This is a genomic window from Gordonia sp. DT30 (assembly GCF_049844915.1).
Lineage (GTDB): Bacteria > Actinomycetota > Actinomycetes > Mycobacteriales > Mycobacteriaceae > Gordonia.
On record NZ_JBNCLY010000006.1, the window covers coordinates 64,053 to 78,925 of the forward strand.

At 67.6% G+C, this 14,873-nt stretch carries 19 protein-coding genes; 16 read left to right on the forward strand and 3 right to left on the reverse strand.

The genetic code is table 11. From position 1 onward, the window contains the following. Positions 1-171: 171 nt before the first annotated feature. The 8 genes from infA to truA all read left to right on the forward strand — a co-directional run bounded on the left by infA (position 172) and on the right by truA (position 5,320). Positions 172-393 (forward strand): translation initiation factor IF-1, encoded by a 222-nt coding sequence (gene infA, locus ACLQ3C_RS07995; protein WP_005187701.1) that lies wholly within the window; start codon positions 172-174, stop codon positions 391-393. A 367-nt stretch (positions 394-760) separates the two neighbouring features. Beyond that, positions 761-874, forward strand: a complete 114-nt coding sequence (gene rpmJ / locus ACLQ3C_RS08000) for a 50S ribosomal protein L36 (RefSeq protein WP_005207978.1) — start codon at positions 761-763, stop codon at positions 872-874. A gap of 224 nt (positions 875-1,098) precedes the next feature. After that, positions 1,099-1,467, forward strand: a complete 369-nt coding sequence (gene rpsM / locus ACLQ3C_RS08005) for a 30S ribosomal protein S13 (RefSeq protein WP_425704519.1) — start codon at positions 1,099-1,101, stop codon at positions 1,465-1,467. Continuing rightward, positions 1,467-1,874, forward strand: a complete 408-nt coding sequence (gene rpsK / locus ACLQ3C_RS08010; RefSeq protein WP_425704520.1) for a 30S ribosomal protein S11 — start codon at positions 1,467-1,469, stop codon at positions 1,872-1,874. The genes rpsM and rpsK overlap by 1 nt, the downstream gene beginning before the upstream one ends. 23 nt (positions 1,875-1,897) lie before the next feature. Beyond that, entirely contained in the window at positions 1,898-2,503 is a 606-nt protein-coding gene (gene rpsD / locus ACLQ3C_RS08015) for a 30S ribosomal protein S4 (RefSeq protein WP_425704521.1), read from the forward strand. Between the two features lie 163 nt (positions 2,504-2,666). After that, a complete protein-coding gene (locus ACLQ3C_RS08020) occupies positions 2,667-3,719 on the forward strand; it encodes a DNA-directed RNA polymerase subunit alpha (protein ID WP_425704522.1) in 1,053 nt (350 codons plus the stop codon). Positions 3,720-3,782: 63 nt separating this feature from the next. Continuing rightward, positions 3,783-4,412, forward strand: coding sequence for a 50S ribosomal protein L17 (gene rplQ, locus ACLQ3C_RS08025; protein ID WP_425704523.1), 630 nt, complete (start codon positions 3,783-3,785; stop codon positions 4,410-4,412). Beyond that, positions 4,409-5,320 carry a tRNA pseudouridine(38-40) synthase TruA gene (gene truA, locus ACLQ3C_RS08030; protein ID WP_425704651.1) on the forward strand — a complete coding sequence of 304 codons (912 nt, stop codon included), beginning with the start codon at positions 4,409-4,411 and terminating at the stop codon, positions 5,318-5,320. The genes rplQ and truA overlap by 4 nt, the downstream gene beginning before the upstream one ends. 54 nt (positions 5,321-5,374) lie before the next feature. Here truA and ACLQ3C_RS08035 read toward each other — a convergent pair whose 3' ends face one another. Together ACLQ3C_RS08035 and ACLQ3C_RS08040 are read right to left on the reverse strand one after the other, a co-directional pair. After that, on the reverse strand, positions 5,375-5,902 hold the full coding sequence (locus tag ACLQ3C_RS08035; RefSeq protein WP_425704524.1) for a TM2 domain-containing protein: 528 nt from the start codon (positions 5,900-5,902) through the stop codon (positions 5,375-5,377). A gap of 145 nt (positions 5,903-6,047) precedes the next feature. Beyond that, a complete protein-coding gene (locus ACLQ3C_RS08040) occupies positions 6,048-7,139 on the reverse strand; it encodes an alpha/beta fold hydrolase (protein WP_425704525.1) in 1,092 nt (363 codons plus the stop codon). A 217-nt stretch (positions 7,140-7,356) separates the two neighbouring features. On the opposite strand from ACLQ3C_RS08040, the gene ACLQ3C_RS08045 reads away from it, so the two are divergent. Beyond that, positions 7,357-8,010 (forward strand): DedA family protein, encoded by a 654-nt coding sequence (locus ACLQ3C_RS08045; protein ID WP_425704526.1) that lies wholly within the window; start codon positions 7,357-7,359, stop codon positions 8,008-8,010. Positions 8,011-8,027: 17 nt separating this feature from the next. Here the strand turns inward: ACLQ3C_RS08045 and ACLQ3C_RS08050 are convergent, their stop codons facing one another. Next, positions 8,028-9,446: an AAA family ATPase gene (locus ACLQ3C_RS08050; protein WP_425704527.1), complete on the reverse strand. Its 1,419-nt coding sequence runs from the start codon at positions 9,444-9,446 to the stop codon at positions 8,028-8,030. 535 nt (positions 9,447-9,981) lie between these two features. On the opposite strand from ACLQ3C_RS08050, the gene ACLQ3C_RS08055 reads away from it, so the two are divergent. The 7 genes from ACLQ3C_RS08055 to ACLQ3C_RS08085 all read left to right on the forward strand — a co-directional run bounded on the left by ACLQ3C_RS08055 (position 9,982) and on the right by ACLQ3C_RS08085 (position 14,860). Beyond that, positions 9,982-10,329 carry a hypothetical protein gene (locus tag ACLQ3C_RS08055; RefSeq protein ID WP_425704528.1) on the forward strand — a complete coding sequence of 116 codons (348 nt, stop codon included), beginning with the start codon at positions 9,982-9,984 and terminating at the stop codon, positions 10,327-10,329. 7 nt (positions 10,330-10,336) lie between these two features. Next, positions 10,337-10,690: a YbaB/EbfC family DNA-binding protein gene (locus tag ACLQ3C_RS08060; RefSeq protein WP_425704529.1), complete on the forward strand. Its 354-nt coding sequence runs from the start codon at positions 10,337-10,339 to the stop codon at positions 10,688-10,690. A 162-nt stretch (positions 10,691-10,852) separates the two neighbouring features. Next, complete coding sequence (locus ACLQ3C_RS08065; protein ID WP_425704530.1) at positions 10,853-11,161, forward strand: type VII secretion target; 309 nt, start codon at positions 10,853-10,855, stop codon at positions 11,159-11,161. 47 nt (positions 11,162-11,208) lie between these two features. Further along, entirely contained in the window at positions 11,209-12,498 is a 1,290-nt protein-coding gene (locus tag ACLQ3C_RS08070; RefSeq protein ID WP_425704652.1) for a hypothetical protein, read from the forward strand. Positions 12,499-12,562: 64 nt separating this feature from the next. Continuing rightward, the gene (locus tag ACLQ3C_RS08075) at positions 12,563-12,883 is read left to right on the forward strand and encodes a PE family protein (RefSeq protein ID WP_425704531.1); all 321 of its coding nucleotides are present in this window, start codon (positions 12,563-12,565) and stop codon (positions 12,881-12,883) included. Positions 12,884-13,010: 127 nt separating this feature from the next. Next, the gene (locus ACLQ3C_RS08080) at positions 13,011-13,997 is read left to right on the forward strand and encodes a PPE domain-containing protein (protein WP_425704532.1); all 987 of its coding nucleotides are present in this window, start codon (positions 13,011-13,013) and stop codon (positions 13,995-13,997) included. Next, positions 13,994-14,860, forward strand: coding sequence for an ESX secretion-associated protein EspG (locus ACLQ3C_RS08085; protein WP_425704533.1), 867 nt, complete (start codon positions 13,994-13,996; stop codon positions 14,858-14,860). Before ACLQ3C_RS08080 ends, ACLQ3C_RS08085 begins: the two co-directional genes overlap by 4 nt. Positions 14,861-14,873 lie beyond the last annotated feature (13 nt).

Here is a 14,873-nt window from a genome sequence, read left to right on the forward strand (position 1 = left end):
CGATAAGCGGTGCACTTCATGCGTCGGCCTCACCAACGTCTCCACCCGCTCCTTGCGGCGTGATGATCGTGGTGAGCCGGTAGTGCAGTCTCCGGTCGGAGACGCCCAGAGAGAACAACGAATTCAACCGGGTAACGCGCCCATCGGGCGCGACCTAGGATCGCGGAGGACATGGCGAAGAAAGACGGGGCCATCGAGGTCGAGGGCCGAGTGGTCGAACCCCTGCCGAATGCGATGTTTCGCATCGAGCTGGAGAACGGCCACAAGGTGCTCGCCCACATCAGCGGCAAGATGCGGCAGCACTACATCCGCATCCTCCCCGAGGACCGAGTTGTCGTGGAGCTCTCGCCCTACGACCTCGGTCGCGGACGGATCGTTTACCGCTACAAGTAAACTCGACAACTCCCGACTCACCTCGGACTCGTGCTCTCGGGCGCGGGCCGGGGTGTTTTTGGATCCGGCTCGTCCACGTCCCGACGCCGGCCGAGCGGGTGCACATTCGCGCCCGCGGCGCGCGGTTTTGGAGCTGACCGGCACGAACGGTACTATGGACCGTCGGTGCGTGTAGCGCCGAGCGTCTCTGTGTCCTGTTCCGGATTTGTTCCGGGCGCGGGCGTCCGAACTCGATCGCGGTGCCGATGTCGAATGATGTCACCGTAACGCGACTGCTACACCCACGCACTCCCTGGCGACCGCCAGGGAGCCGGCGAAGGCGACTCCTCACGGTAAGCCGCCTTCGATCAACGCAGGAGAGATTGACGTGAAGGTTCAGCCGAGCGTCAAGCCGATCTGTGAGAAGTGCAAGGTGATCCGCCGTAACGGACGGGTCATGGTGATCTGCGAGAACCTGCGCCACAAGCAGCGCCAGGGCTGATCTGCGCTCACATCGGATCGCTTGAGAACACAGTCGCTTGAGAACACAACTGAATACGACAGACCGCAGAGCTGAACAGGTGTTGTTCCGACAACACAGTTGAAGCCCTCCCGGCACCAGCACCGACAAACGGGTCGGTGCCCACCTCCGGTTCAGAGGCCGGAGCCCGAAAGCAAACGGGACGGACCGGGAGAAGACCTCTGAGAAGTAAAGGAAACCGCCACATGGCACGTGTTGCTGGTGTGGATCTCCCCCGCGAGAAGCGGCTGGAGATCGCACTGACCTATATCTATGGAGTTGGTCGCACCACCTCCAAAGAGATTCTTGACGGCACCGGGCTCAGCCCCGACCTGCGCGCCAAGGATCTCACCGACGCAGACGTCGCGAAACTGCGTGAGTACATCGAAGCCTCGGTGAGGGTCGAGGGTGACCTGCGCCGCGAGGTGCAGGCCGACATCCGTCGCAAGATCGAGATCGGCTGCTACCAGGGCCTGCGCCACCGTCGTGGCCTGCCCGTCCGTGGACAGCGCACCAAGACCAATGCCCGCACTCGCAAGGGCCCGAAGAAGACCATCGCCGGGAAGAAGAAGTAATGCCTCCGAAGTCACGTAGCGCAGGCCCCAAGAAGGGCACTCGCCGTCGCGATAAGAAGAACGTCCCGCACGGCAACGCACACATCAAGTCGACGTTCAACAACACCATCGTCTCCATCACCGACCCCGGCGGCAATGTCATCAGCTGGGCATCGTCGGGACACGTCGGGTTCAAGGGCTCGCGCAAGAGCACCCCGTTCGCAGCCCAGCTCGCGGCCGAGAACGCCGCGCGCAAGGCCGCCGAGCACGGCGTCAAGAAGGTCGATGTATTCGTCAAGGGACCGGGCTCGGGTCGTGAGACCGCGATCCGGTCGCTGCAGGCCGCCGGCCTCGAGGTCGGCACCATCTCCGATGTCACCCCGCAGCCGCACAACGGTTGCCGTCCGCCCAAGCGGCGTCGGGTCTAGCGGGAAAGGGAGGAACTAGAAAAATGGCACGTTATACCGGCCCCGCCACAAAGAAGTCCCGTCGTCTGCGCGTCGACCTCGTCGGAGGCGACCAGGCGTTCGAGCGTCGCCCCTATCCGCCCGGCCAGCACGGTCGCGCGCGGATCAAGGAGAGCGAATACCTGCTGCAGCTCCAGGAGAAGCAGAAGGCCCGTTTCAGCTACGGCGTGCTCGAGAAGCAGTTCCGTCGCTACTACGAGGAAGCCAACCGCCGCAGCGGCAAGACCGGTGACGAGTTGCTGCGCATCCTCGAGACGCGTCTGGACAACGTCGTCTATCGCGCAGGCATCGCCCGCACGCGTCGTCAGGCACGCCAGATGGTCAACCACGGCCACTTCACCGTCAACGGTGTGAAGGTCGATGTGCCCAGCTACCGCGTCGGCCAGTACGACATCATCGATGTCCGGCCGAAGTCGCTGCAGACCACTCCGTTCCAGATCGCCAAGGAGCTCGTCGGCGATCGTCCGGTCCCGGGCTGGTTGCAGGTGGTTCCGTCGACGCTGCGCATCCTCGTGCACAACGTGCCCGAGCGCGCGCAGATCGATGTTCCGCTCACCGAACAGCTCATCGTCGAGTTCTACTCGAAGTAGTCCTCGCACGGGGGCTCCGCCCCCCGTGTCCCCCGGAAGGCCCGCGTTGTTGCGTTTGGGCGGACCGGGGGATCGGGAAACCAGCAAAGCCAAGCAGCACCACTGCTGCTCGGTCCACTTCTAGGCCGTCATATAGCGGTCGGCCATAGGGAGAAATCCAAGAATGCTCATCTCACAGCGACCCACACTGACCGAGGAGATCATTGCCGAGGACCGGTCGAAGTTCGTCATCGAACCGCTCGAGCCCGGCTTCGGCTACACCCTCGGCAACTCGTTGCGCCGTACCCTGCTCAGCTCGATCCCGGGTGCTGCGATCACCAGCATCCGCATCGACGGAGTGCTCCACGAGTTCACCACCGTCCCGGGAGTCAAGGAAGACGTCACCGACATCATCCTGAACCTCAAGGGCCTCGTGGTCGGCTCCGAAGAGGACGAGCCGGTCACCATGTACGTGCGTAAGCAGGGTCCGGGCACCGTCACCGGCGCCGACATCGTGCCCCCCGCCGGTGTCACCGTGCACAATCCGGATCTGCACATCGCCACCCTGAACGACAAGGGCAAGCTCGAGATCGAGCTCGTCGTCGAGCGGGGCCGCGGCTATGTGCCTGCCGTGCAGAACAAGGCGTCGGGAGCCGAGATCGGCCGCATCCCCGTCGACTCGATCTACTCGCCGGTGCTCAAGGTGACCTACAAGGTCGAGGCCACCCGTGTCGAGCAGCGCACCGACTTCGATCGGCTCGTGCTCGATGTGGAGACCAAGAATTCGATCAGTGCGCGTGACGCGCTGGCGTCGGCGGGCAAGACCCTGGTCGAGCTGTTCGGGCTGGCCCGGGAGCTCAACGTCGAGGCCGAGGGCATCGAGATCGGGCCCAGCCCGGCCGAGGCCGATCACATCGCGTCGTTCAGCCTGCCGATCGAGGATCTCGACCTGACGGTTCGGTCCTACAACTGCCTCAAGCGCGAGGGCGTGCACACCGTCGGCGAGCTGGTGGCGCGGACGGAGTCGGATCTGCTCGACATCCGTAACTTCGGGCAGAAGTCGATCGACGAGGTGAAGGTCAAGCTGCACGCTCTGGGCCTGGCCCTCAAGGACAGCCCGGCGAGCTTTGACCCGTCGCAGGTGGCCGGATATGACCCGGCGACCGGAACGTGGTCGGACGACGTGTCGTTCGACGGTGATACCGGTGAGGATTTCGCAGAGACCGAGCAGCTGTAGTCGCTGCGCGCCAACCCTGACTTCTTCCATCGTGCGATGGGAGAGTCCTTCTAGGAGAAGACAATGCCCAAGCCCACAAAGGGTACCCGCCTCGGCGGGTCGGCGAGCCACCAGAAGGCGATCCTGGCGAACCTCGCCACCTCGCTCTTCGAGCACCGCCGCATCACCACCACGGAGGCCAAGGCCAAGCGCCTGCGTCCGTACGCCGAGAAACTGATCACCCACGCCAAGACCGGCAAGCTGGCCAACCGCCGTGAGGTGCTCAAGGTCATCCGCGACAAGGACATCGTGCATGTCCTGTTCGAGGAGATCGGCCCTAGCTTCGCCGATCGCGATGGTGGCTACACCCGCATCATCAAGACGCTGCCGCGTAAGGGCGACAATGCCCCGATGGCCGTGATCGAACTCGTCACCGGGTCGACTGCGTCCACCGAGGCCGATCGCGCCACCCGCGTCGCCGCGTCGCGCAAGGCCGCCGATGACCAGCTCGCCGGCACCGAGGCCGCCGTTACCGAGCCCGCCGACGGGAACATCGTCGAGGCGGTCGAGGCCGGCGCCGACGACACCGAGAAGGCCAACGCCGAGGCCGTGGCCGAGGCCGTCGACGAGGAGTCGACGGCTGCGACCGTCGCCGACGCCGAAGCCGAAGGTGCCGACGTGGACAGCTCGACCGAGAAGAAGTCGGACGACTGAGCCACACATCGCCGCACGAACCCGCCGCCACCGATACCGGTGACGGCGGGTTCGTTCGTCTCCGCTTCGACGTCGGTTACGACGGAACGGGTTTCGCGGGCTGGGCGCGCCAGGTCGATCAGCGCAGCGTCTGCGGAACCATCGAGGACGCGCTCGCCACGGTGCTGCGGGTGCCGGTCCGGCTGACCGTTGCCGGGCGTACCGATGCCGGTGTGCATGCGACCGGACAGGTCTGCCATGCCGACATCCCACGATCGGCACTGGCCACCCGCAGCCTCGGTGGCGACCCCGATCCGCTGGTCGGCAGGCTCGCGAAGATGTTGCCGGACGATGTCCGGATCAAGACGGCCACGCCGGTCAGTGCGCACTTCGATGCACGCTTCTCGGCGCTGCGCCGCCACTACCGCTACCGGCTCGCCGACGCGCGCTTCGGGGCCGAGCCGACGCTGGCGCGCATCACCGCGACGTGGCGGCGTCCGCTCGACGTCGGCGCGATGAATGCGGCATCGCAGAAGTTGGTGGGGCTCAACGACTTCGCGGCGTTTTGCCGCCGCCGCGAGGGTGCGACCACCATTCGCGATCTCCAGTGCTTGCACTGGGATCGCGATGCCGATGGGGTGCTGATCGGTGAGGTGAGCGCGGATGCTTTCTGCTGGTCGATGGTGCGCTCGCTGGTCGGCGCGGTGGCTTGCGTCGGTGACGGCCGCCGCGACGTCGACTGGTGTGCGGCGCTGTTGACCGAGCGCGCACGCAGCAGTCAGGTGCCGGTCGCGCAGGCCCGCGGACTGTGCCTCGTCGGGGTCGACTATCCCGCCGACGACGAACTCGCGGCCCGCAACACCGTCACGCGCGACGTGCGGCGTGGCGTGGAGTCGGGACCGGTGGGCGAGGGCTGTTGCGGCGACTGACCCTCGCGCGCCGGCCGGCACGAATCACCGGCCGGCGCATCGGGGTCGGCGGGATCAGTCGCGCAGTTTGCGCCCCTGCGGGTCGCGGACGCTGCCGGTGAACATCCGGATGGCGTCGACGAGGATCCAGATGCCGACGCCGAGGGCCACCAGCCAGCCGAGGAGCATGATGAGCACGCCGAAGGCGGCACCGCCCCCGGAGTTGCCGCCGGCGGACACGCCGATGACGATGAAGCCCACGATGATCAGCAGCCAGGCACCGATATTGGCGCACAACTGAATTGCGGCGGTCTTGGTGTCGCCGAGATAGAAACGGCCGGCCGCGAAGCCGCCGAGGAACAGTTGCAGGAGACCGGCGGTCATCTTGCTCTTGTCCGACAACGGTTCGCCGGTGACCGGGTCGACGTTGAAACTGCCGTAGCCGGGTGCGCTGCCGTAGCCCGGGTACGGGGCCGGGACGGGCTGGGCGCCGTAGGGTTGTGAACCGTAGCCGGGCTGGGAGCCGAAGCCGGGTGCCTGCGCCGCGCCATAGGGCTGCTGACCTGGGGTGCCGTTGTTGCCTGGGTATTGCGGGTAGCTCATGCCGAACATGCTCTCACGGTTGTGTGCAGCGCGGGTAGCGACGTCGTCCCCTCGACCGACCCCGCGGTCCGAACCCCGCGGTCCGAACCCCGCAGTCCGCCCCCGCGGCGGTCCGGGCCCGCAGCTGCTTCAGTCGGGCATTACCTCAGGTGGCGCTGCGCTCGTTCTCCATCGCTTCGAGCACCGCTCCGACGGTCTGCTCGTCACCGACGAACTCCTCGGCTCGGGCACCGCCGGTGGACATCAGGTACCGCCAGTTCTGTGGATCGAACACCACTGGTGTGGTGCGCTCCAGGAAGCCGGTCACCACCTGGACGAATCGCTCGGGATCGTCGTGGAACGGGAAGTGACCTGCCCCGTCGAAGGTGGCCAGCTCCGAATGCGGAATCGCGGCATGCCCGATCAGCGCATGGTCGTAGGGGATGACGGTGTCGAACTCGCCCCACACGAACAGGATCGGTAGCCGCTCGGTCAGATAACAGCGATCGAGCATCGTCACCGCCTGCCCGCGCCAGTCCACCACTGCGCGCAGCGTTCGGACGAACGCCGCCGAGGCGTGCGGGTCGGCCAGGTCGCCGAGTACGCGCAGCAGATCCTCATGGTCGTTGAGCGCTCGCCGCGGCGAGATGCCCGTCGGGACACCGGGGACATGGGGCAGGGAGACCAGCGTCCGGGCGATCCCATTGAGTGTGGGCATCACGCCGGGGATGCGCAGCAATGTGAGCGCATCGCTGACCCCAGGCAGGGTGACGAGGCGTAGCGCGGGATTGACCTCACGTGTCACGCCGCCGGCAGCGACCAGGACGAGTCGTTCGACGAATCGCGGGAACTGATAGCAGAACTGCATCGCGACACCGCCACCGAGCGAATGCCCGACGACCGTCACCTTGGTGATGCCGAGGACGACGAGCAGATCACGCATGCCGTTGGCGAAGGCGGGCACCGAGTAGTCCGCGCGTGGTTTGTCCGAGCGACCGTGCCCGAGCAGATCGGGTGCGATCACGGTGTAGCGCTGGGCGAGCATCGGGATGATCTCCTTCCACGTGGAGGAGTTGTCGCCGATGCCATGGATCAGCAGCAATGCCGGTCCGTGGCCGGCGATCCGATAGGCGCGGCGGTAGCCGTGAATCGTGTGGTACTCGATGCGGACGTCGGTGTCGGAGACCGGACGCAGCTTGGGCGTGGCCGAACCGGACGTCGGCCGGCCGGGAGTGGAGGGAGGCTGGGTTGCGGACACGGTCGACTCCTTGCGATCACGCCACAGTGAGATCTGGGCTGCGGTGGGGTGGTGCGGTGCCCGGTCCGGGCCTCGTGGGGCGCACCGCCCGCATGTTTACCTCCGAGTAAACCCCACCGGGACGCAATTCGTCCGGCATGTTGCATCGAGTTAACCTTGCTCCGGCACCGCTGCCGGCCGACGACCACCGCTCGCGAAGCCCCTAGGGTGGACGGCGATGAACCCCTTCCACGTCGACTCATTTCTCGCCACCGGCGGCCTTGTCGGTCTGTGCGTGCTCATGTTCATCGAGACCGGCCTTTTGATCGGATTCGTCTTTCCCGGTGATTCGCTGTTGTTCACCGCCGGAGTGCTTGCTGCGCAGCCGAATCCGTTCGCCGACGTGTGGTGGTTGTGCGTGGTGGTGCCGTTGGCGGCCGCGTTGGGGGACCAATGCGGCTACTTCATCGGTCGTCGCGTGGGCCGCTCGGTCATCGAGGGGCGGATGATGCGCGCGGTCGGCCCGGAATACGTCGATCGCACGCATCGCTTCTTCCGGCGCTACGGCGCACTGACCGTGTTCTTCGGCCGGTTCATCGGCGTGGTCCGGACTCTGACGCCCCTGGTCGCCGGCTTCAGCGGGATGGGCCACCGGGTGTTCACGCTGTGCTCGCTGCTCGGCAGTGTCCTGTGGGCGTCGGGGCTGATCCTGGCCGGCTACTTTCTCGGGCACGTGCCCCTGATCCGCGACCACCTGGAGGTGTTCGTCATCGCTTCGATGCTCACGATCATCATCCCGATGGCCGTCGGGATCACCCGTCGGTGGCTGGCGAATCGTGGCAACCGCGCCCGGGAGGCCGACCGCCCGCCGGGTGGCGGGGAGGTCGAGTGAGCCCGGGACGGGGAACCTCAGCTGTAGAACGGCTCCTCACGACGCCCGGGTGTCGTCGCGAACTCGTCGGCGATGGCCGCGGCCAATTCGACGAAAGCATGTCGGGTCGGTTTGCTCACGAGTTCGAGGTCGACGTCGGCGCCCTCGGCGAGATGATCGTCGAACGGAATCGTCTGCACCGCACGGCATCGCGTGAGGAAGTGCTGGCCGAGTTGATCGGTGTCGATGGTCGACGATCCGGGCCGTGACGAACTGAGCACCACGACGGCCCGCGACACAAGGTGCGCGTGACCGTGGGCCTCGAGCCAATCCAGGGTGGCTGCCGCGCTGCGGGCGCCGTCGAGTGCGGGGGAGGACACGAGGATGATCGCGTTCGCGAGATCGAGCACTCCGTTCATCGCCGAGTGGCTCAGGCCGGTGCCGCAGTCGGTGATGATGATGTTGTAGAACCGCTGGAGAATGGTGATGACACCGCGGTACTCCTCCTCGCTGAATGCCTCGGCCATCGCCGGATCACGTTCGGAGGCAAGGACCTCCAGGCGTGACGGCGCTTGAGAGGTATGGGCGCGGACATCGCTGTAGCGGTACACGTTGTCGTCGGCGAGCAGATTGCGGACGGTGGACGCCGTCTGTTGCGGGATACGCTGGGACAACGTACCGAGATCAGGATTCGCGTCGACCGCGATCACCCGGTCGCCGCGCAGAGAGGCGAAGGTCGATCCCAAACCCACTGTCGTGGTGGTCTTTCCGACGCCGCCCTTCAAGGACAGCACCGCGATGCGGTAGTCGCCGCGGACCGGCCGGCGTAGTCGCTCGAGTAACTGCTGATACCGGACCTCGGTTGCCGAGTCGCCAGGGTTGATGGTTCCCGCCGAGATCGTGTGCACTGCACGGCGCCAACCGCGATTGGGTGGCCGACGTGCCTTGCGCAGCAACGCGACCTCGTCGAGGGCGGGTCCGGACTGATGCTCGGGTGGCCCGAAGCCGGTGGGCTGACCGAAACCGGCGGGCGGACCGAAGTCGGCGGCCTGCCCGAAACCGGACTGGGCCGCGGGAGGCGCGTATCCGTTCGGCGGCTGATGGTCGAACTCATTGGGGGCGTATCCATTTGGTGGATACGGTGGCGCCTGCGGGTCCGATGTCGGCGGGGCCGGCGGGTACGGACCGGGGTGCTGAACCGGTTCGTGCGCCCGAGGTTGCGGGACCGGAAATGGAGCAGCCGGATCGGGTGCTCCCGGAACCGATGGATACCCATGCGTCGGTGGATGCAGTGCTGGGCCCCTGAACTCAGGAGTGGCGAACTCGGGAGTGGCCTGCTCGGGAGTGACCTGCGGCGGCGTGGGCGCGGCTGCGGTGGCGGACGGAAAAGCCGCGTCGGCGTCCGGCGCCGACCCGGCCTGCGGCGCGAACTGCAACCACGGTGGGGTCGGCGGCATCTCGGAACCCTCCTGATTGCCGGCACCCGGTTGGTATCCGGGACCCTGTTGGTCCGCGGGGCCCTGTTGGTCCGCGGGGCCCTGACTCCCGGTGGTCGAGTCCCCGGTGTTGTCGTACATCATCGCTCTACTCCCCGTACGTATGGTCCCATCGTGGCCTGCGCCTCTGCGCTGTGGCACCGCGCGTCCGCCGGTTCGGCAGTCTACCCATGAGCGACCGATCGTGACCGGTCACCTCGGGTTCCGCCACCGCTCGCGCGCCGCCGGGAACGTGATGGGCAGCTCGTCGCCGACACCGCGGATGGCCGCAATCGATGCACGACCGGATTCCCTGCTCGACGGACCTGTGCGGACAAACCGGACAATTGGTGTGATATGTGGCATCATCTGATCTCACGATCGGCGGGGTCACCGGTGACGGCGTCAAGACAATTTTTCCCTTTTTGGTGGAACCAGGGCGGGACCCACTGCGTCAAACAAGGCATCGGTCACACAAGAGCATCGGTCACATACGGGCACGGGTGGGGGAAACGAAATGAACAGTGGACATCTCGGTATCACAGTCGAGGAGAGCTCGTCGGCCCGCTCGCGCGACGCGGGGGTATCGGTGGTCACCACGTCCACCGGACTGCCGTTGGCGATCAGCATCGATGACGCACGGTTGCGCAAGCATCCGCAGGCCTTGGCCGACGAGGTCTTGCGGCTGTGCAGGCAATCGGCCATGGCATCCGGGATCAGGCTCCGTGCGCGACTTCTGGATGCAGGTACTCCGCCCGAAGTGGTGGAGTCGCTCGGTCTGCCGCGGCCCGATGAGCTGGCAGCAGAGGAACTCCGCGACGATCACGGGTCCGACGCTCCGGTGTCCTGGCTGCGATCGGTGTGAGGACGCGATGAACCCGGCCATGGACGAACTGGAATCACGAGCGGCCACCCAGTTGGGAAGGCTGCACGACTTCGCCGATGGGCTCGCGCGGATACGGGTACGCGAGACCTCTGCCGATGATCTGATCACCGTCGAGGTGGACGGGTCCGGTGCGATGACAGGACTGTGGTTCGCCGACGGGGCCAACGAACTCGGTGGCGCGCGGCTCGGATCGGCGACCGTTGCGACCGCCATGCTCGCCGCGCAGCGGGCCTTCGCCGGGCGAGCGGCACTGACCGAGGACTTCACTGCGTCGTTCGCCGAGCTGGTGGAGTCGCCGGCCGCCGACGGTGGCAGCGCGGTGAGGACAGCACCGCTGTGAGGGCAGCAGCGCCGTGAGGGGCAACCCCCGCGGTGAGGGCAACAGCGTGCTCACCGACCCTGACGCCGGGTTTCAGGACGCCGGGTTCGTAGGCCGCCGGGGATGTAGGACGCGGGGATGTAAGACGAACAGCACTCGATTTTTCATGATGAGGGGGAGGCCATGAATCACGTGACGGTGACGCCGGAGGTCCTGGAGGGCTTCGCTGCGACCAACGCCGCGATCGGCACGGCGGTTGCTGCCGCCGGATCGGTCGACGCCGCCGCGAACACGGCGGTGATGATTCCGGTGTTCGGTCTGATCGGCCAGGAATTCCTGGCGGCGTTCATCACCGCCCAGGCCAACCATCTGCTGGCGGTGGGCAATCTGGCGGCCGTTCATGCGGCGACCGCGGCAAGCGCGCTCGGCGGGCTGGCCGAGTTCGAGTCCGTCGACGCCGCGGCGGCCGCGAGACTGCGGTCGGTCCGGTGACCGCACAGTCGTCCTCCGCGCCACCCGACGTCCCGGCGCTGACCGAGATGTCGGTCAACGATCTGATCGCGGCGACTCCGCTGGGGCCGATACTCGATCGGCCGGTCGGCGAGGTCCTGGCCGGACTGGGTCTCGGGCCACTGCCGGAATTTCCGCCGCTACCACCGCTTCCGGGGCTGCCACCGCTTCCGGTCATCGACGTCGGACTGCTGGTGAAGCCGATCACCGACCTGCTCGGTGGATTCGGCACGGGCGAATTGTCCACGGCGGACTTCGACCCCACCATGATCTTCCAGGGCTTGTCCACGGTGCTCGATACCTCGATGTCGATGGCTCAGGGGGCGATGCAGATCGCCGATGAACTGTGGAGCGGGCAGAGTACCGTGTCGGCGGTCGCCAAGACCGGAGCGGCGAGTGTCAACAGCGGGCAGCTCGCGGTACAGGGCAGTGGCATGTCCTTCGACATCCAGGCAGCCGCCGGCATCGTTGCCGCCGGACTGGCGGTCCTGCAGGCGATCCTTGCCGCGACGATCGCCAAGATCACCGCGGCGATCACCTTGACCGGACCGGCAGCGCTCCCGCTCACGGTCAGCCTCGCCGGTCTCGGGCTTTCCGAGGCGACCGCGGCCGTCGCGGCCACCCGTGCCCAATTGCTTGCGCCCACAACACACATGGCGATCAACGGCGCTCCGGTTCCGGTCACGAATGCGCCTACGGGCACTGCCGGCGCCGGCCCGTCCCCGTTCGCTCTGGCCGGCACGATCCTCGAGGCCATGGCGCCGGTGGTATCGGCGGCCACCGAGGTCCCGTCAATGCTCACCGCGCCACTGCAAGAGATGCGCGCGGCTGACGGCGCCGCCGTCCGTCCGGCCGCCTACGTCGCACCCGATACCGGCGGATCCGGCCCAGCGGGTCCCGGTGGTGGTCCTGCCGGGCTCGGCATGGTGGGAGTGGGCGCCGGCGTTCGCGGGGGCGGTGGTGGACTCGGTGCGGTCGCCGCACCGCTCGGCTCGGCGCGACCATCGGTGCCGGTCTCCGGCGCGACCGAACCGGCCGGCTTCACCCCTGGTACGAGCCCGCGTACGGCCACCGCCGCGGCGGCCCCGATGCCGGCCTCGATGGCCCCGGTGGCGGCGGCCGGGGCCGCGCGGGGTGCCGGGACCGCCGATGAGGCATACGAGGTACCCGACTATCTCGTGACCGAGGGCAACGGACATCACATGGTCGGTGTCGTCTCGGGTGTGGCGCCGGCGGTATTCGGTGCCGACCCGGTCGCCGAGGTCGGCCCCCACACCGACATCGAGTTACGGCTCGCTCCGCCCGGACCCACACCATGATCGGCGATCGCCGGCCTCGTCGCCGCCAGTTCGCGCAACCACTCACCCACCATCGGAGACAGCGATGACACAGCCGCACCCGGCACCCCGGAATCTCGATGTGGACACCGATGAATTGGCCAGGGCCGCAGCCGATCTCGAACGTCTGGCGCTCTCGCTCGAGGGGACGCTCGCCCGGCTGGTTTCGGCCACCCGCGTGGTGGCGTCGGGCCGCGACGAGGTGTCGGCGGCGGTCGCGACCTCGGCGACCGAGGGAGCCGCCCGGTTCGGGGGCGATGCGTATTCGGGCGTATCCCGATTACGCAACGTCGCGGCGACATTGCGAGCCCAGGCGGGCGGCTTCGATGCCGCAGACGAGCACGCCGCGACGCGCCTGCGCGACTGATTCGGATCGCGCCGCGACCCGGCCGGAACCACCTATCGCGGCCGTCGGCATCACAACCACCGGTCACAACCACCACCGGGTCATGAGCACGGAATAGGCGAACACGACAGAGATGGGAGGAGCATCGATGACGGGATTCACCGCGGTCAGGTGGGAGGCACGTACCAGCCGCCGCCTTGCCGGCGATCTGTACGCGGGACCGGGCGCGGCGCCCCTCGCGGATGCGGCGATGGCGTGGACTTCGCTGGCCGGCGAGTTCGCCGGCGCGGCAATCGAATACGCATCGGCTCTGGCCCGGTTGCGGGTCCATTGGCGCTCCGAGGCTTCGTCGATCGCCTTGGATCGACTCGCCGGCCTGGTCGGGTGGCTCACCGAGATGGCGGCGCAGGCGACGGCCGCCGCGGCGATGACCGAAGCGCAGTCGCTCGCCGTGACGGTGGCGCGCCTGGCGATGCCCGATCCGGCCGAGGTCGACCTCGTCGACGGTCTGGCCCACGCGGCGTCGGTGACTGCCTCGGTGATCCCGATCGCCGGCGGCGCGGCCGCATATGCCGAGCGTGCTGTCCACGACCAGCGGCTGCGCGCCGCACAGGTGATGGCGGCCTACGAGAGCGCCTCCGAACCGGTCGCTCGGCCCTGGCATACCGTCGGCCACGCGCCGGAGCTGATCCCCGAACAGTTCCCGGCGACGTCGAAACATGGCCCAGGACAAGTAGAGACGGTCGCCGAGTCGCCATCGCCGCAGCCCGGTGCCGGGATCGCGGTGCCGACCGTGCTGACCGCATCGGCCGGTCCGCGCGGCTCGTATACGCCGACGATGCCGGCATCGGCACCTGCGGCCACGACCCCGGCGCCACCGAACGCGCCCGCCCCCTCGGTGTCGCCGGTTTCCCCGACGGTGCCGCCACCGATGTCGTCGATGATCCCTGCCGGCGATCGAGGAATGCAGCGGGTCGACGCACCGGCCGGCGACGCAGAGGCCGTCGAGGCGCAGTCGCTTCCGGAGAACTGGGCCGAGGTGGCCGTCCACGCCACCGGGCTGGTCGATGCCACCGCACTCGACACCAGGTACGTGCACCAGCGCCTGACGCTCGACGGCGGGGGAATGCCATGATCGCCACCACCACCGCACCCCGGCATCTCGAGCCCGCGGCGCTGCGCAGACTCGGTGAGCTGTGCGGCATCACCACCTGGCCCGTGGTCCTCGACCTCTGGCCGGTCGACGACGACGAAACCGCTCATGCCCATTCCGCGGCCGCCCTGGACCGAGTGCTCGATCAGTGCGGCGTGCTCACCGCCGGAGCACCCACGGTCTGGACCGACACCGTCCTGTCCGTACTCGCCCGTCCCGATCACGAGCTCGAGATACGCAGGTTCGCAAGCGGTTCGGTGGTACGCGCCACTCTCGCGCGGCGCGGGCACGACCACGTGCTCGCGGTCCGCGATGGCGAGGTGATCGAGTTGCAGGTCCTCGACGTCGTCGACGCCGGCACACTCGGCGCGGTCGTGCGGCGGTTGTGCGGGCCGCACCCACCCATGGACTTCGGCGAGGTGAGCGTCCCCACCCGCGAACTCGGTGAACGCTTCGGAACCTGTACCGACGCCGCGGCGGTGACCGCGGCCTTGCGTTCGTGGGGTGCCACCCCGTCCGACGCCGTCCGCGTGGCCGACGCGTTCTACTCGGCCGGCGCGCGATGGGAGATCGTCGCGGCCACGCGAACCGGCGGAACACTCATCCAGACTTCTGGGGCCATCGGCATCATCGATTCAGGCGCAGGCCGGATCCTGATGGGCCTCAGCGCATCTCCCGATGCTCGACTCTGGACCACCATCACCCCGGGCAGCGGATACCGGATCGGTCAGGCCGTCATCCGGCTGATCGAGACGCTGCCCGGGCAGCGGTGGTTCGGCATGAGTGGCGGGATTCCCCGACAACAGCGTCACCGGGGGGAGATCAGCGCCTATCCAGCCGGATAGCGCTTCGGGGGCA

Bases quoted from the DNA above. Each gene is read 5' to 3' on its own strand.
- infA (WP_005187701.1), top strand. From the start codon at position 172: ATGGCGAAGAAAGACGGGGCCATCGAGGTCGAGGGCCGAGTGGTCGAA.
- rpsM (WP_425704519.1), top strand. From the start codon at position 1,099: ATGGCACGTGTTGCTGGTGTGGATCTCCCCCGCGAGAAGCGGCTGGAG.
- rpsK (WP_425704520.1), top strand. From the start codon at position 1,467: ATGCCTCCGAAGTCACGTAGCGCAGGCCCCAAGAAGGGCACTCGCCGT.
- rpsD (WP_425704521.1), top strand. From the start codon at position 1,898: ATGGCACGTTATACCGGCCCCGCCACAAAGAAGTCCCGTCGTCTGCGC.
- ACLQ3C_RS08020 (WP_425704522.1), top strand. From the start codon at position 2,667: ATGCTCATCTCACAGCGACCCACACTGACCGAGGAGATCATTGCCGAG.
- rplQ (WP_425704523.1), top strand. From the start codon at position 3,783: ATGCCCAAGCCCACAAAGGGTACCCGCCTCGGCGGGTCGGCGAGCCAC.
- ACLQ3C_RS08035 (WP_425704524.1), bottom strand. From the start codon at position 5,902: ATGAGCTACCCGCAATACCCAGGCAACAACGGCACCCCAGGTCAGCAG.
- ACLQ3C_RS08045 (WP_425704526.1), top strand. From the start codon at position 7,357: ATGAACCCCTTCCACGTCGACTCATTTCTCGCCACCGGCGGCCTTGTC.
- ACLQ3C_RS08050 (WP_425704527.1), bottom strand. From the start codon at position 9,446: ATGCCGCCGACCCCACCGTGGTTGCAGTTCGCGCCGCAGGCCGGGTCG.
- ACLQ3C_RS08055 (WP_425704528.1), top strand. From the start codon at position 9,982: ATGAACAGTGGACATCTCGGTATCACAGTCGAGGAGAGCTCGTCGGCC.
- ACLQ3C_RS08060 (WP_425704529.1), top strand. From the start codon at position 10,337: ATGAACCCGGCCATGGACGAACTGGAATCACGAGCGGCCACCCAGTTG.
- ACLQ3C_RS08065 (WP_425704530.1), top strand. From the start codon at position 10,853: ATGAATCACGTGACGGTGACGCCGGAGGTCCTGGAGGGCTTCGCTGCG.
- ACLQ3C_RS08070 (WP_425704652.1), top strand. From the start codon at position 11,209: ATGTCGGTCAACGATCTGATCGCGGCGACTCCGCTGGGGCCGATACTC.
- ACLQ3C_RS08075 (WP_425704531.1), top strand. From the start codon at position 12,563: ATGACACAGCCGCACCCGGCACCCCGGAATCTCGATGTGGACACCGAT.
- ACLQ3C_RS08080 (WP_425704532.1), top strand. From the start codon at position 13,011: ATGACGGGATTCACCGCGGTCAGGTGGGAGGCACGTACCAGCCGCCGC.
- ACLQ3C_RS08085 (WP_425704533.1), top strand. From the start codon at position 13,994: ATGATCGCCACCACCACCGCACCCCGGCATCTCGAGCCCGCGGCGCTG.